We start from the raw sequence: 13,924 nt of genomic DNA on the forward strand, positions 1-13,924 counted from the left end.
GCGCGACTTCCGCCAACCAAGACTGGATCCTCCCCATGCCATCTTTCAAGACCCTCGACGATCTTTCCGATATCAGCGGCAAGCGCGTGCTCGTTCGCGTCGACCTCAACGTCCCGGTCAAGGACGGCAAGGTCACCGATACGACGCGCATCGAGCGCGTGGCGCCGACGATCCTCGAACTGTCCAACAAGGGCGCCAAGGTGATTCTGCTTGCCCATTTCGGCCGACCGAAAGACGGCCATTCGCCTGATCTGTCGCTGTCGCTGATCGCCCCGTCTGTCGAGGAAGTGCTCGATCATGCCGTGCGGACCGCCTCCGACTGCATCGGCGAGGCCGCGGCCTCTGCGGTTTCCGCGATGAATGACGGCGATATCCTGCTCCTGGAAAACACACGCTTCCATAAGGGCGAAGAAAAGAACGATCCTGACTTCACCAAGGCGCTTGCGGCAAACGGCGACATCTATGTCAACGACGCCTTCTCCGCCGCCCACCGCGCCCATGCCTCGACGGAGGGCCTTGCTCACCATCTGCCGGCCCATGCCGGCCGCACCATGCAGGCCGAGCTGGAAGCGCTGGAGAAGGGTCTCGGCGCCCCCGCCCGCCCGGTTGTCGCCATTGTCGGCGGCGCCAAGGTCTCGACCAAGATCGACCTCTTGATGAATCTTGTGAAGAAGGTCGACGCGCTCGTCATCGGCGGCGGCATGGCCAATACCTTCATCGCCGCCCGCGGCACCAATGTCGGCAAGTCGCTTTGCGAACATGATCTCGCCGATACCGCAAAGCAGATCATGATCGAGGCCGCGACATCAGGCTGCGCCATCATTCTGCCGGAAGACGGCGTCGTCGCCCGTGAATTCAAGGCGGGCGCGGCCAACGAGATCGTCGACATCAACGCCATTCCGGCCGATGCCATGGTGCTCGACGTCGGCCCGAAATCCGTCCAGGCCATCAATGCCTGGATCGAGCGCGCCTCGACCCTCGTCTGGAACGGTCCGCTCGGCGCCTTCGAGATCGAGCCCTTCGATGCCGCAACGGTCGCTGCCGCCAAATACGCCGCCGAGCGGACTGCTGCCGGCAAGCTGACCTCCGTTGCCGGTGGCGGTGATACCGTTTCGGCGCTCAACCATGCCGGCGTTGCCGACGAGTTCAGCTACGTTTCCACCGCCGGCGGCGCCTTCCTGGAATGGATGGAAGGCAAGGAGCTTCCCGGGGTTGCCGTCCTTAACGCCGGCAAGTGACCGCCGAGCGGATTTGACTGGTTTTACATGTGGATAGACCGCGGCGGCGAGGAGCCTTCCGCGGTCTTTTGCTCACGAGCCGGAAAAAATCCCAAATTTTCAAACGATTGAATTCATTTCAATCGTTTCAATGACTTAGCCTTCCATTTTCCTCTCTATAAACTTCTGTTATCGCCGTCCTATATTCTTAAACCGCCGATGTTTCATGCTGTGGAGAGAACGAATGAGCGAACGACTGGAAGACATTGCAGTGCAGATGGTAGCAGGCGGCCGGGGACTGCTTGCGGCCGATGAATCGACCTCCACCATCAAGAAGCGCTTCGACACGATCAATCTCGAATCGACCGAAACCAGCCGTCGCGATTATCGCGAGATGCTCTTCCGCTCCGACGAGGCGATGAAGAAATATATCTCCGGCGTCATCCTCTTCGAAGAGACGCTCTTCCAGAAGGCCGCAGACGGCACACCCTTCGTCGATATCATCCGCGCCGCCGGCTCCATTCCCGGCATCAAGGTCGATACCGGCGCTAAGCCGATGGCGAAATTTCCGGGCGAAACCATCACCGAGGGCCTCGATGGCCTCGGCGAGCGCCTGGCCCGCTATTATGAGGCGGGCGCCCGCTTCGCCAAGTGGCGCGGCGTCATCGCCATCTCGTCGTCGCTGCCGACCCGCGGCTCGGTCCGCGCCAACGCGCAGGCGCTTGCACGCTATGCGGCTCTCTGCCAGGAAGCTAAGATCGTTCCGATCGTCGAGCCGGAATGCCTGATGGACGGCAAGCCGGGCGATCACAACATCGACCGCTGCGCCGAAGTCACCGAATCCACGCTGCGCATCGTCTTTGAGGAACTGGCTGAGGCCCGCGTCAGCCTCGAGGGTATGATCCTCAAGCCGAACATGGTGATCGACGGCAAGAACGCCCGCAAGGCCTCGGTCGCCGAAGTCGCCGAACGCACCGTGCAGGTGCTGAAGCGCACGGTCCCGTCAGCGGTTCCAGGCATCGCCTTCCTCTCCGGCGGCCAGTCGACCGAAGAGGCGACCGCGCATCTTTCCGCCATCAATGCCACCACCGACCTTCCTTGGCTCGTCACCTTCTCTTATGGCCGCGCCCTGCAGGACAGCGCGCTGAAGGCTTGGAACGGCAAGCCGGAAAATGTCGCCGCCGGCCAGCGCGAGTTTACTCACCGCGCCGAGATGAACAGCCTCGCCGCCAAGGGTAGCTGGAAAAAGGACCTGGAAAAGGCCGCTTGATCTTTCGGGCTTGGGATTGTGGGCAGGGAGCGCAAACGTAACGTTGCGGCTCCTGCCTGATCCCTCTCTGCTTCCTCCTGTGCTCGTCACGGGTGAGGGAGGAACGCGGCGGCGCCACGAGTCCCTTCTCCCCAGCGGGGAGAAGATGCCGGCAGGCAGATGAGGGGGCGAGCGACGATAGGAGCGAGGCACTGAGCGGAAGCGAAGGGCAATAAGGTGTGCCGTGTGGGCCCCTCATCCGACCCTTCGGGCCCCTTCTCCCCGCTGGGGAGAAGGGGGAACAAACCAACCCAACACACTAGCCACCCACCCCCATGATTGTCACGGCGACAAGAAACCGCTTCGCCCCGTCAAAGACCGTGATTACTCATAGCGGCAGCCGCAACAGGAGCCGCCATGAACACCCTCTCCTACGTCACCGTCGATGTCTTCACCTCCAGCCGCTTCGAAGGCAATCCGCTTGCCGTCATCTCCGATGCGCGAGGCCTTAGCGACGCGGCGATGCAGAAGATCGCCACGGAGTTCAACTATTCCGAAGTCACCTTCGTCCTGCCGCCGGAAAATCCCGAAAATTCCGCCCGCGTGCGCATCTTCACGCCGACGATGGAAATACCCTTCGCCGGGCATCCGAATGTCGGCACCGCCTTTGTGCTCGGCCAGCAGGCGGAGATCTTCGGCAAGCCAGTCGGCGAGAAGCTGCGCTTCGAGGAAAAGGCGGGCATCGTCGAGGTCGGCCTGAACCGCAGCAGCGGACGGGTTACGTCAGCTGCCATCCGTGCGCCGCAGCCGCTGACGATTGGCGATACCATCACCAGGGAAACCATCGCCGGGTGCATCTCGCTCGACCCCGGCGTCATCGCCACGACCAGCCACGCCCCGGTCTTTGCCTCCGTCGGCCTGAACTTCGCCGTCGCGGAACTGAACGGGCTTGGCGCGCTGGCTGCTGCCCGACCGAATCTCGCCGGCTTCCAGGCAGCCGCCGGCCGCCAGACGACGAGCGGCCACGACTTCTCGCTCTTCGTCTATGTCAGGACGTCCGAAAACCCCTGGCATATCCGTGCCCGCATGTTCGCGCCGCTCGACAACGTGCCCGAGGACCCGGCGACCGGCAGCGCTTCGGCAGCGCTTGCCGCCTATATCGTTTCGCTTGCGCCGGACGCCGACATGAATGTCGGCATCACCATCGAACAGGGCGTCGAAATGGGCCGCCGCAGCATCATCGCCCTCGATGTCGTGAAAGCGGGCGGCGTCGTCACCGATGTCATGATCTCCGGCAGCTGCGTTCCTGTCATGCGCGGAGAAATTACCCTGCATGACTGACAAGTAGACGCAGTCCACGGCTCACGTCAGGAAGTCGCGCGACAGCAGCGCCACGGCCCAGACGCCGAAGGCGATCAGCGCGATCTTCCAGAAATCCATCCGCCGCCTGAGACCCGGAAGCCCGAGCGGCTTGATCAGCTGTATCGCCATGGCAAGGATGAGCAGCAAGGCTATCAGCTTTGTCATGCTTTATTTTTTCCATTTTTCGGAATGTCACAGGACGGACATTTTTCCGCGCGAACAAGAGGATCTCGACACGCCGTAAAGACATTCCGGGACACAATCAATCATCTTGAGGCTGGGCTGACGCAGGTCGTGCCTTATGTCCATTGCAAACCGCTTAAGACCGAGTCTGGGGAAATGAAGAGAAATCTGCTGTCCGTCGCCGCGCTGCTCTTTGGCACGCTCTTTCTTTTCATGGGCAATGGTCTGCAGGGCATCCTGCTTCCGGTGCGCGGCAATCTCGAAGGCTACGCCGCTACGACGCTCGGCCTGCTCGGTACGTCATGGGCAGGAGGCTTCGTCATCGGCTGCCTGGTGGCGCCGAAACTGGTGCGCCGCGTCGGCCATGTCAGAGCCTTTTCCGGCTTCATCTCGATCATCGCCATCATCGCGCTGGTCAGCGGCATCATCATCGATCCGTTTTGGTGGGTGGTCCTGCGCGCCGTGACCGGCTTCTCCACAGCCGGCACCTCTATGATCATCGAGAGCTGGCTGAACGAGCGCGCCAGTAACGAGAGCCGCGGCGCGATCTTCTCGCTTTATATCGGCATCACCCTGCTCGGCGTCGTCGGCGGCCAGATGATGATCCCGCTCGAAGACGTGGGCACGCCGGTGCTCTTCATGATCTGCGGCATCTTCTATTGCATCGCCATGTTGCCGACGACGCTGTCGACCGCCGCTTCGCCGCAGCCGCTGAAGGCGGTGCGCCTCGACCTGCCGGCGCTCTACCGCAACTCGCCAGTTTCCTGCCTTGGCATCCTGCTTGTCGGCATCGCCAACGGTGCCTACGGCACGCTCGCCCCTGTATTCGGCGCCGGCGCCGGCCTCTCCGATACGAGCATCGCCGTTATGATGAGCGCCACCATCTTCGCCGGCGCACTGATGCAGCTGCCGGCCGGTCGGCTTTCTGATCGTATCGACCGGCGCTACGTGCTTGCCGCCTTGTCGGCGATCGCTGCTCTCGCCGGCTTGCTGATCTTTCTGCTCCACCCCACATCGCCCGCCCTGCTGATCGGGCTCGTCGTCCTTTACGGCGCGGTTGCCAATACGCTTTATCCGATCGCTGTCGCTCACGCCAACGACTTCGCCGCGTCGGAGGATTTCGTCAAGGTCTCCGGCGGCCTGCTGCTCCTCTATGGAATCGGCACGGTCATCGGCCCGACGCTCGGCGGTCCCGTCATGTCGGCGATCACACCGCATGCGCTTTTCGTGGTCACAGCCGTCGCCCATGTGCTGATCACCGCCTATGCCATTATCAGAAGCCGCATCCGCGCCGCCGTCCCGGCCAGCGACCGCGACGCCTATACGACAATCCCGACAGCCACATCGCCGATGCTGACACCGCAGAGCATGTCACTGGCCGACCGCGGCGCCGGCAAGTCTCCGGAAGGCAGCGATCCTGCTGTAAAGTTCGGATAGAGCCTCCAGCAAAAGCGCGCTGCGGTTTGTCCATGCTCGCGAAAACGGAAATGCTCCAGGCGAGGCTGGATTTAGGCCAGATCGGCCTAGATTCCGTATCGCCCGCATATTTCGGCATCATGCTGCCAGCAGCAAACGGAGGAACCCATGAGCTTTATCGATGACGACCGGCCGCAGAAAAAACCCACCCACGAGATCGGCGCCGATCTCTCCATGCTTTCGGTGGACGAACTGAAGGCGCGGGTGGAAATGCTGAAAGCAGAGATCGTCCGCCTCGAAGCCGAAGCCGCCCGCAAGGCCTCAGGACGGCAGGCGGCGGAAAGCTTCTTCCGCTCGTGACTCGCTGAAAGCCTCCAAAAACAAGACTGTAGGCAGGCAAAATGAGCCTGCCTCAAGTCCTCATTCGGCACAATATTAATAAAATATTAAGCTTTATAAGGTATTACTATATTCATCCAGATTTTCTCTGGATCTCAGACAGTTTTCCATGCGGTGAATTGGTCTGATTTTTCTCCCTGTTTTACCTTGAGAGCCGCTTTTGCGGCTCTTCTTTTTGCTGCAGCCGCCGCATTTCCATGAAACTGTGGAGATTAACCCTTTCTTAAGAAACGGCTTGCGCATTTGCGCTAATGATACCATCTTAAAGTCATAAAGACCGGACCCGGAAACTTTTCCGTCGATCCCGGCGTTACCTGACCATAAGTAGCTGCGTGCAACAGGGACTATTGCGATGTCGGAAGTTGGATTGAACACGATCAGTTTTGCGGGCCGCGCGGCTGCATCCTCACAGTTCAAGGCGCTCTATGCCGAAGGCATGTCGCTCGTCGAAGAGACCGCCGCCTATCTCGATGGCCAGGGCCGCGCAGCCTCCAAGGTTTTGCCGCGCATGGCATCCGTCCTCTACGCCGCGGAATCGATGCGGCTGACCACCCGGCTGATGCAGATGGCCTCCTGGCTGCTGCTGCAGCGCGCCGTCAACAACGGCGAAATGTCCCGCGATCAGGTGTTGGCCGAGAAGAACAAGGTCCGCCTCGACGGTTTCAACGTCGACCGCGCAGCACCCGGCTGGGGCGATTTGCCGGAATCCTTCCGGGACCTCGTTGAGCGCTCCCTGCGCTTGCAGAACCGCATCGCCCTGCTGGATCGCGAGATCTACCGCCCGGCCGAAGCCGTGATCGTTCACGACAATCAGAACAGCGTCCAGGCGCAGCTTTCCCTGCTGCAGACGGCCTTCGGAAACAACTGATCCGATTTTTGAGAAAATTCCAATGAAACCGGCTGTGCATTGCGCGGCCGGTTTTTTGTTGCCGTTAGCCATCGCCATTGCGCAAACGCAAAAAAGCCCGGCAGAACCGGGCTCTTTTCAAATTCCATCGAGCAGAAGCGATTAGAGGCCGAGGCCGCCGAAACGCTTGTTGAACTTGGAAACGCGGCCGCCGCGGTCCATGAGCTGCTGGTTGCCACCGGTCCACGCCGGGTGCGACTTGGAATCGATTTCCAGATTCATGACAGCGCCTTCCGAACCCCAGGTCGAGCGGGTTTCGTATTCGGTGCCATCGGTCATGACTACCTTGATCATGTGATAGTCGGGATGGATGCCTGCCTTCATAACAATCTTCCTGCGATACCGGAGTTCAATTTGCCGCATGCAGTTGCGGCCACCGAACCGATTGAATAAATGAAGCCGCAGTCGGATGGCTACGGCTTCCCATTAGGATGCGGTGCCTATACATGAAGGACGCCTAGATAACAAGAGCCAACAGACCGCATTGCGCGGGTCCTGTAGGCGAACGGAGACGATTTGGCAGAGCAGGCACGGGCTGAGGAAAACAAGGGGCGGTCACTGCGGCCGCTTGGCAGGCTGGCGCCTTATGTCATGCGTTATCGCGGCCTGGTAGCGGGCGCGCTGATTTCTCTGGCGCTTGCCGCCGTCACCTCGCTGGCGCTGCCGCTTGCGGTGCGCCGGATGATCGATCACGGCTTCACGCGGTCCGACGGCAGCTTCATCAACAGTTACTTCGCTATGCTGATGGTCATGGCCGTCGTGCTCGCGATCGCGAGCGCGCTACGCTATTATTTCGTCATCACCATCGGCGAGCGCATCGTCGCCGATCTTCGCCGCGACGTCTTTAGCCATGTGACGCGGCTGTCGCCCTCCTTCTTCGACGTCAACCAGTCCGGCGAGATCGTCTCGCGACTGACCGCCGATACGACGCAGATCAAGTCGGCCGTCGGCGCAACCGCTTCGGTGGCGCTCAGGAACCTCATTCTCTGTCTCGGCGCCATATGCATGATGGTCGTCACCTCACCAAAACTGTCGAGCCTCGTCATCGGAGCGATCCCGCTGATCGTCTTCCCGCTCGTCGCCTTCGGCCGCTCAGTGCGCAGGCGTTCCCGCGCCGCCCAGGATACGCTTGCCGAAGCGTCCGCCTTCGCCAATGAGACGATCGCCGCGACTCGGACGGTACAGGCCTTCAACGGCGAGGATGCCGCAGCGACACGATACGGCAGCGCCGTCGAATCGGCCTATGAGGCTGCTCGCGCCGCCATACGTTCGCGCGCACTGCTGACGGGCATCGCCATCACGCTGATCTTCGGCAGCGTCGTTGCCGTGCTCTGGGTCGGCGCCCACAGCGTGCTTGCCGGCACCTTGTCTGCCGGCACGCTCGGCCAGTTCCTGCTCTACGCCGTCATCTCGGCGGGGTCGCTCGGCGCGCTGTCCGAGGTTTGGGGCGAACTCTCACAAGCGGCCGGCGCTGCCGACCGGCTGACCGAGCTTCTCGACGAGGTCTCGCCGATATCAGCCCCCGCCAACCCTGAAACCCTCCCTTCGCTCAGCCGTGGCCGCGTCGAATTTTCCGGCGTGCATTTCGCCTATCCCTCGCGTCCCGGCAAATCGGCCCTGCATGGCTTGAACTTTGCAGTCACCCCGGGCGAAACCGTCGCCATCGTCGGCCCCTCCGGCGCCGGCAAGAGCACTGTCTTTTCACTGCTGCTGCGCTTCTACGATCCGCAGCAGGGCAGCGTGACCATTGACGGTGTCGACGCCCGGCTGACGACACCTGACGAGTTGCGCCAGCGCATCGCGATCGTGCCGCAGGAGGTCACCATCTTCGCCGCGTCGATCCATGAAAACATCGCCTTCGGCCGCCCCGGTGCGTCGCGTGAGGACGTCCGCGCCGCCGCCGTTGCCGCCCAGGCCGACGAATTCATCGCCCGGCTGGAGAATGGCTATGAGACCGAGGTGGGCGAACGCGGCGTTACCCTCTCCGGCGGTCAGCGACAGCGCATCGCCATTGCCCGCGCCATCCTGAAGAACGCACCCGTGCTGCTGCTCGACGAGGCGACCTCCGCGCTCGATGCCGAAAGCGAGACCTTGGTGCAGAAGGCGCTCGACGGGCTCGTAGACGGCCGCACGACGCTGGTCATCGCCCATCGCCTGGCAACCGTGCTGAAGGCCGACCGCATCCTCGTCATGGATCAGGGGCGGGTCGTCGAGGAAGGCACGCATCAAAGTCTGATCCGCCACGGCGGCATCTATGCCCGCCTCGCCCGGCTGCAATTCGACGCCGCTAACGAAGATGTTCTCGCCGCCGCAAAGTAGCCGGCAGCCGCCTGATCGCACAGCGACTAAAGTCTGGCTTCGGCTGCGTCTCCCGCGGTTGTTTTTCCCGCCTCCCGCCCTACTCTCTTCATGCCCCTGGGTGGGGATTGCTGTTGAAATCGTGGGAGGAGATAGGAATGGCGCTTTCAAAAATGACGCGACGCACGGGCCTTGCGCTCGCTCTTGGCCTGACTGCAACGCTGGGGCTCGGCAGGTCGGCCGTTGCCGCCGATTTTCCCGATCGCGCGATCACCATGGTCGTGCCCTTCGCGGCCGGCGGCTCGACCGATGTCGTCGCGCGCATCGTCGCGCAGAAGATGTCGGAGGATCTCGGCCAGCAGGTGATCGTCCAGAACGTCGCCGGCGCCGGCGGCAATCTCGGGGCCGGCAACGTCGCTCGCGCGGAGCCCGATGGCTACACCATTCTGATGGGCACTGTCGCGACCCATGCTCTCAATCCGCTGATCCTCAAATCGACCCCCTATGATCCCGAGAAGGATTTCGCGCCGGTCTCGCTGCTCGTCGTCGTGCCGAATGTGCTGGTCGTCAATCCGGAATTGCCGGCAAAGACAGTGCCGGAGCTGATCGCCCTGCTCAAGGCCGAGCCCGACAAATACAGCTACGCCTCGTCGGGCAACGGCACGCCGCTGCATCTTTCCGGCGAACTCTTCAAGTCCATGGCCGGCGTCAGCATGCAGCACATCCCCTATAAGGGCGCGGGTCCGGCATTGAACGACGTCATTGGCAACCAGGTGCCGATCATGTTCGACAACCTGCCCTCCTCGTCCAGCCACATCAAGGCGGGCACGCTGAGAGCGTTGGCGGTGACGACGGCCGAGCGCGCGCCCTCCTTCCCAGACGTGCCGACGGTCGCGGAATCGGGCATTCCAGGTTACGAGACCTATACTTGGAATGCGCTCTTCGCTCCGGCAAAGACACCGAGCGAGGTAGTGATGCGCCTCAATGCCTCGGCCAAAAAAGCGCTCGCCGACCCCGCCGTCGCCGAACGCATGAAGGAGTTCAGCGCCGCGATTGTCGGCTCGACACCGGATGAACTTGCCGCCCATGTAAAAGCTGAGCTCGCCAAATGGGGGCCGGTCGTGAAGGGCGCAAACATCCAGATGGAATGATGCGCGAGGACGTGTGTCCAGATATATCTCGTGCCAGATTTCGATGGGCTGCAATTCAGCGCCAGGTAGCTCAATTCTCATTAAGGCAGTGGAAAAGCTCGCCATTTTGATCTAGCCTCCTCGGCGCTGATGGTGCAATTCAGCGTTTCGGGAGACATCCATGTATAAATTCGAAGTCTACAAGGATAAATCAGGCGAATTCCGTTTCCGCTTCAAGGCATCGAACGGGGAAACCATGTTCAGTTCCGAGGGCTACAAGGCGAAGGCGTCCGCCCTGAATGCTATCGAATCCATCAAGAAGAACACCTCCGGCGCCGAAATCGTCGACCAGACAAAGGCCGAAGCCTGAGCATGACGGCACGGGCGGCATGAATGCCGCCCGGCTTTTTATGCGCCCTTGCGCGGCGCCTGGGTTATTGCTGCCGACCCGTACGTGCCATTTCTTCCAGCACGAACCGGCGATGCCGCCGCCGCGGCCGGTACCTAATGACGGCGATCGGGCTCAGCGACAGCCCAGCTGTGCGCGCCTTCTCGCCGACCGGCTCAAGGAGGCGCGACGGACAACGTCGAGCTGATTACTTCTCGGTCAGCTTCAGCTCGATGCGACGGTTGGTGGCGCGCGCGTCCGGGCTGTTGCCGGGTGCGATCGGCTGGAATTCGCCGAAGCCGGCGGCAACGAGCCGGTCGGCCGGTACACCTTGACCGATCAGGAATTTCACGACCGAAATCGCGCGTACCGAGGAAAGCTCCCAATTGTCACGATAGCGGCCCGTCCCGGCAAGCGGCACATTGTCGGTATGGCCGTCGACGCGCAGCACCCAGTTGATCTCGGGCGGAATTTCCTTGGCGAGATCGAGCAGTGCCGCGGCGAGCTTCGCCATTTCGGTCTGTCCCTCCGGATTGAGATCGGCGCTCCCTGACGGAAACAGCACCTCCGACTGGAAGACGAACCGGTCGCCGACGATGCGAATATTCTCGCGGTCCGAAAGGATTTCGCGCAAACGACCGAAGAAGTCGGAACGGTAGCGGTTCAGTTCCTGCACGCGCGCAGCAAGCGCCACGTTGAGGCGGCTGCCGAGATCGGCGATCTTGGTCTGCGAGACCCGATCCTTTTCCTCCGACGCTTGAAGCGCTGCTTCGACGGCGGCGATCTGGCTGCGAAGCGCTGCAATCTGCTGGTTCAGCAGTTCGACCTGACTGAGCGCTCGTTCGCTCACCTGCTTCTGCTCGTCGAGCTCCTGCGTCATCGCGCCGATCCGCTTCTGCGCCGCGTCCTGCCCGCCCGAACCGGCGTTCAGCAGCGCCTGCAGCCGCGAGCGCTCGCCCTCGGCACTGGCAAGCGAAGCCTGCAGGTTGGCGACGGAATCCTGCAGGTCCTGATTGCTGCCCTTTTCGAGCGCCAGAAGCTGCGTCAGCTCGTTGATCTGGCTATTGAGGCGATTGAGCACCTCGTCACGCCCGGTGATCTCGCGGCTGAGAATGAACTGCCCGACGACGAACACCGTCAGTAGGAACATGATCGAGATGAGCAGCGTCGACAGCGCATCGACGAAGCCCGGCCAATAATCCACCGTGCGTTCGCGGCGGCGGTTGCGGGCAAGGGCCATGGCTTACTTGCCCTCGCTCTTCTCGGTCTGGCTCGCGCGGTCGCGGTGGCGCTCGGCCTTGTCGGCTCCCCGCTCCTGCAGCCCGATGCGTTCGGCCAGCCGGTCGAGCGTGCGGCGCATCGCCTTCGCCTCGTCCTGCTGCGCCTCGATCCAGTCGCGCAGCATCTGCTGCTCGTTGCGCATGTTCTTGACCAGACCCTGAATGCCTTCGGCAAGGCTCGCCATGGCGGCGACAGAACGCTGGCTGCCGATGCCGCCCTCTTCGGAGACCTTGCGCAGATAATCGGAGAGCGCGCGCATATCTTCCGAGGAGGAGCCGGAAACGGCGTCAAGCGCCGGCGCGAGATCGGAGCCGACATCCGTAACGGATGAAAGCCAGTTCTCCAGCTCCGTGTAGAAGCGGTTCTGCGCGCGGCCGGCCTGCAGGTCGAGGAAGCCGAGAATGAGCGACCCGGAAAGGCCGAGCAGCGACGACGAGAAGGCCTGGCCCATGCCCGAAAGCGGCATGGAAAGCCCTTCCTTCAGCGCCGAGAGCACGTCCCCCGTGCCGTTCGAGCCGGCATCGAGCGACTGGATGACGATGCTGATCGAGCCGATGGTGCCGATCAGGCCCCAGAAAGTGCCGAGCAGGCCGAGGAACACCAGCAGGCCGATCAGGTAACGCGAAACGTCGCGCGATTCGTCGAGGCGGGTGGCGATCGAATCGAGGATCGAGCGCAGTGCCGTCGTCGACAGCGCCACCGAGCTCTTGCGGCTGCCGATCAGCGCCCGCATCGGCGCAAGCAGCCGCGGATTGCGGTTGACCTTGTCGGCGCTGCCGGCGGCGCGGAACGAGTTGAACCAGCGCACTTCGGGGCGAAGCGCCAACACATGATTGAAAACAAGGATGATTCCGACCGCGAGAACGCCGACGATCAGGCCGTTGAGACCCGGATTATGCATAAAGGCAGCCTGCGTCTGCCGGAAGAGAATGGCGGCAATGAAACCGACGATGACGAGGAAAAGCAGCATCGTCCAGAGGAAGGGCATGGGGCTCGAAAGCCTGTAGGTGTAACCGCCGGCCGTCTTTTCGGTGGAGCCGATCTCCGCCACATTCACATTTTCCATAGGTTCAGCAGCCTCCGAACTCATTGCTGGCGGAGACTAGAGCAACATTGTGCCGAATTGAAGTATGCCGGGGTGAAAACCGTGACTTTACAACAGCCGGTTTTTCAGGCGCTCACTTTGCGGGGATTGGCCGCTTGATCACCTCGATCAGCGCCTTGTGAATGTGTTCGTTGCCGGCGACGATCGCGCCCGCCTCCAGGATGGCCGTTCCGCCATCCCAATCGGTGGCAAAACCGCCGGCTTCACGGATGAGCAGGATGCCGGCCGCCATGTCCCAGGGTGCAAGCTCGGCCTCCCAGAAACCGTCAAAACGTCCGGCGGCGACATAGGCGAGATCGAGCGTCGGCGAACCCAGGCGGCGGATACCCGCCACTTCGCCCATGACATGGCGAAGTTCGACCAGGAATTTGCCGTGATTGCGCTTGCCGAGTGCAGGCACACCGCAGCCGATGACACAATCCGACAGCACGCGGCGCGCAGCAACGCGCAGGCGCCGGTCATTGAGGAAGGCGCCGCCGCCGCGCTCTGCCGTATAGAGTTCGTCGGTCGCCGGATTGAAGACGACGGCGGCAACGATCTCGCCGTTGCGTTCGAGCGCAATCGAGACCGCGAAGGCCGGGATGCCGTGCAGGAAGTTCGTCGTGCCGTCGAGCGGATCGACGATCCAGCGATGCGCGCCGTCGGTGCCCTTGATCTCTTCGCTTTCCTCGCCGAGAAAACCATAGGTCGGGCGTGCCTTGAGCAGCTCTTCCCGGACGATCTTCTCGGCCTTGCGGTCGGCGGTGGAAACGAAGTCGCCCGGTCCCTTCACCGAAACCTGCAAGTTCTGCACCTCGCCGAAATCACGCCCCAGTGATTTTCCTGCCTTGAGAGCAGCCTGAACCATGACATTGAGAAGAGCTGAACGGGCCATCGGCGCATTTCCTTGGGACTGATACGGGACGCGCGCTGCCAGGGGCGGGAAATGTCCCTGAACATGCATGACAGGCAGCGCTGCAAAGATTGGCGGCCTCAAGACCACAAAATCG

Annotated in this window: 14 protein-coding genes; 9 read left to right on the top strand and 5 right to left on the bottom strand. The window is 62.0% G+C overall.

Annotation, left to right across the window (positions count from 1 at the left end; all coding sequences use genetic code 11):
- The first annotated feature begins 35 nt into the window (after positions 1–35).
- The 3 genes from J0663_RS05370 (at position 36) to J0663_RS05380 (ending at position 3,807) form a co-directional block, all read left to right on the top strand.
- A complete protein-coding gene (locus tag J0663_RS05370) occupies positions 36–1,238 on the top strand; it encodes a phosphoglycerate kinase (RefSeq protein ID WP_207243414.1) in 1,203 nt (400 codons plus the stop codon).
- 223 nt (positions 1,239–1,461) lie between these two features.
- Positions 1,462–2,487, top strand: a complete 1,026-nt coding sequence (locus J0663_RS05375) for a class I fructose-bisphosphate aldolase (protein ID WP_207243415.1) — start codon at positions 1,462–1,464, stop codon at positions 2,485–2,487.
- 396 nt (positions 2,488–2,883) lie between these two features.
- The gene (locus J0663_RS05380; RefSeq protein ID WP_207243417.1) at positions 2,884–3,807 is read left to right on the top strand and encodes a PhzF family phenazine biosynthesis protein; all 924 of its coding nucleotides are present in this window, start codon (positions 2,884–2,886) and stop codon (positions 3,805–3,807) included.
- Positions 3,808–3,828: 21 nt separating this feature from the next.
- On the opposite strand, the gene J0663_RS05385 is transcribed toward J0663_RS05380, so the two are convergent.
- Positions 3,829–3,993 carry a hypothetical protein gene (locus J0663_RS05385; RefSeq protein ID WP_207243418.1) on the bottom strand — a complete coding sequence of 55 codons (165 nt, stop codon included), beginning with the start codon at positions 3,991–3,993 and terminating at the stop codon, positions 3,829–3,831.
- 174 nt (positions 3,994–4,167) lie between these two features.
- Here J0663_RS05385 and J0663_RS05390 point away from each other — a divergent pair, with 174 nt between their 5' ends.
- From J0663_RS05390 to rcdA, 3 genes are all read left to right on the top strand, one after another.
- On the top strand, positions 4,168–5,448 hold the full coding sequence (locus J0663_RS05390; RefSeq protein ID WP_207243420.1) for an MFS transporter: 1,281 nt from the start codon (positions 4,168–4,170) through the stop codon (positions 5,446–5,448).
- A 147-nt stretch (positions 5,449–5,595) separates the two neighbouring features.
- Positions 5,596–5,787, top strand: coding sequence for a DUF1192 domain-containing protein (locus J0663_RS05395; protein WP_207243422.1), 192 nt, complete (start codon positions 5,596–5,598; stop codon positions 5,785–5,787).
- 391 nt (positions 5,788–6,178) lie between these two features.
- Positions 6,179–6,694 (top strand): protease adaptor protein RcdA, encoded by a 516-nt coding sequence (gene rcdA / locus J0663_RS05400; protein WP_004679442.1) that lies wholly within the window; start codon positions 6,179–6,181, stop codon positions 6,692–6,694.
- A gap of 141 nt (positions 6,695–6,835) precedes the next feature.
- On the opposite strand, the gene rpmE is transcribed toward rcdA, so the two are convergent.
- Positions 6,836–7,057, bottom strand: a complete 222-nt coding sequence (gene rpmE, locus J0663_RS05405; protein WP_003566413.1) for a 50S ribosomal protein L31 — start codon at positions 7,055–7,057, stop codon at positions 6,836–6,838.
- A 192-nt stretch (positions 7,058–7,249) separates the two neighbouring features.
- Between rpmE and J0663_RS05410 the strand changes: the two genes are divergently transcribed.
- From J0663_RS05410 to J0663_RS05420, 3 genes are all read left to right on the top strand, one after another.
- A complete protein-coding gene (locus tag J0663_RS05410) occupies positions 7,250–9,052 on the top strand; it encodes an ABC transporter transmembrane domain-containing protein (protein WP_207243423.1) in 1,803 nt (600 codons plus the stop codon).
- A 137-nt stretch (positions 9,053–9,189) separates the two neighbouring features.
- Positions 9,190–10,182, top strand: coding sequence for a Bug family tripartite tricarboxylate transporter substrate binding protein (locus J0663_RS05415; RefSeq protein WP_207243425.1), 993 nt, complete (start codon positions 9,190–9,192; stop codon positions 10,180–10,182).
- 160 nt (positions 10,183–10,342) lie between these two features.
- Positions 10,343–10,531 (top strand): YegP family protein, encoded by a 189-nt coding sequence (locus J0663_RS05420; RefSeq protein ID WP_064694384.1) that lies wholly within the window; start codon positions 10,343–10,345, stop codon positions 10,529–10,531.
- 226 nt (positions 10,532–10,757) lie between these two features.
- Here J0663_RS05420 and J0663_RS05425 read toward each other — a convergent pair whose 3' ends face one another.
- From J0663_RS05425 to J0663_RS05435, 3 genes are all read right to left on the bottom strand, one after another.
- The gene (locus tag J0663_RS05425; RefSeq protein WP_207243426.1) at positions 10,758–11,789 is read right to left on the bottom strand and encodes a peptidoglycan -binding protein; all 1,032 of its coding nucleotides are present in this window, start codon (positions 11,787–11,789) and stop codon (positions 10,758–10,760) included.
- 3 nt (positions 11,790–11,792) lie between these two features.
- Complete coding sequence (locus J0663_RS05430) at positions 11,793–12,896, bottom strand: flagellar motor protein MotA (RefSeq protein ID WP_207243428.1); 1,104 nt, start codon at positions 12,894–12,896, stop codon at positions 11,793–11,795.
- Positions 12,897–13,008: 112 nt separating this feature from the next.
- Complete coding sequence (locus tag J0663_RS05435) at positions 13,009–13,809, bottom strand: inositol monophosphatase family protein (RefSeq protein WP_207243429.1); 801 nt, start codon at positions 13,807–13,809, stop codon at positions 13,009–13,011.
- Between the last annotated feature and the right edge of the window lie 115 nt (positions 13,810–13,924).

It is taken from the genome of Rhizobium lentis, from assembly GCF_017352135.1.
Lineage (GTDB): Bacteria > Pseudomonadota > Alphaproteobacteria > Rhizobiales > Rhizobiaceae > Rhizobium > Rhizobium lentis.

Excerpts from the sequence above, each read along its gene's own strand:
- J0663_RS05375 (WP_207243415.1), top strand. The coding sequence starts at position 1,462 with ATGAGCGAACGACTGGAAGACATTGCAGTGCAGATGGTAGCAGGCGGC.
- J0663_RS05390 (WP_207243420.1), top strand. The coding sequence starts at position 4,168 with ATGAAGAGAAATCTGCTGTCCGTCGCCGCGCTGCTCTTTGGCACGCTC.
- rpmE (WP_003566413.1), bottom strand. The coding sequence starts at position 7,057 with ATGAAGGCAGGCATCCATCCCGACTATCACATGATCAAGGTAGTCATG.
- J0663_RS05420 (WP_064694384.1), top strand. The coding sequence starts at position 10,343 with ATGTATAAATTCGAAGTCTACAAGGATAAATCAGGCGAATTCCGTTTC.
- J0663_RS05430 (WP_207243428.1), bottom strand. The coding sequence starts at position 12,896 with ATGGAAAATGTGAATGTGGCGGAGATCGGCTCCACCGAAAAGACGGCC.
- J0663_RS05385 (WP_207243418.1), bottom strand. The coding sequence starts at position 3,993 with ATGACAAAGCTGATAGCCTTGCTGCTCATCCTTGCCATGGCGATACAG.
- J0663_RS05370 (WP_207243414.1), top strand. The coding sequence starts at position 36 with ATGCCATCTTTCAAGACCCTCGACGATCTTTCCGATATCAGCGGCAAG.
- J0663_RS05415 (WP_207243425.1), top strand. The coding sequence starts at position 9,190 with ATGGCGCTTTCAAAAATGACGCGACGCACGGGCCTTGCGCTCGCTCTT.
- J0663_RS05380 (WP_207243417.1), top strand. The coding sequence starts at position 2,884 with ATGAACACCCTCTCCTACGTCACCGTCGATGTCTTCACCTCCAGCCGC.
- rcdA (WP_004679442.1), top strand. The coding sequence starts at position 6,179 with ATGTCGGAAGTTGGATTGAACACGATCAGTTTTGCGGGCCGCGCGGCT.
- J0663_RS05425 (WP_207243426.1), bottom strand. The coding sequence starts at position 11,789 with ATGGCCCTTGCCCGCAACCGCCGCCGCGAACGCACGGTGGATTATTGG.
- J0663_RS05395 (WP_207243422.1), top strand. The coding sequence starts at position 5,596 with ATGAGCTTTATCGATGACGACCGGCCGCAGAAAAAACCCACCCACGAG.
- J0663_RS05435 (WP_207243429.1), bottom strand. The coding sequence starts at position 13,809 with ATGGCCCGTTCAGCTCTTCTCAATGTCATGGTTCAGGCTGCTCTCAAG.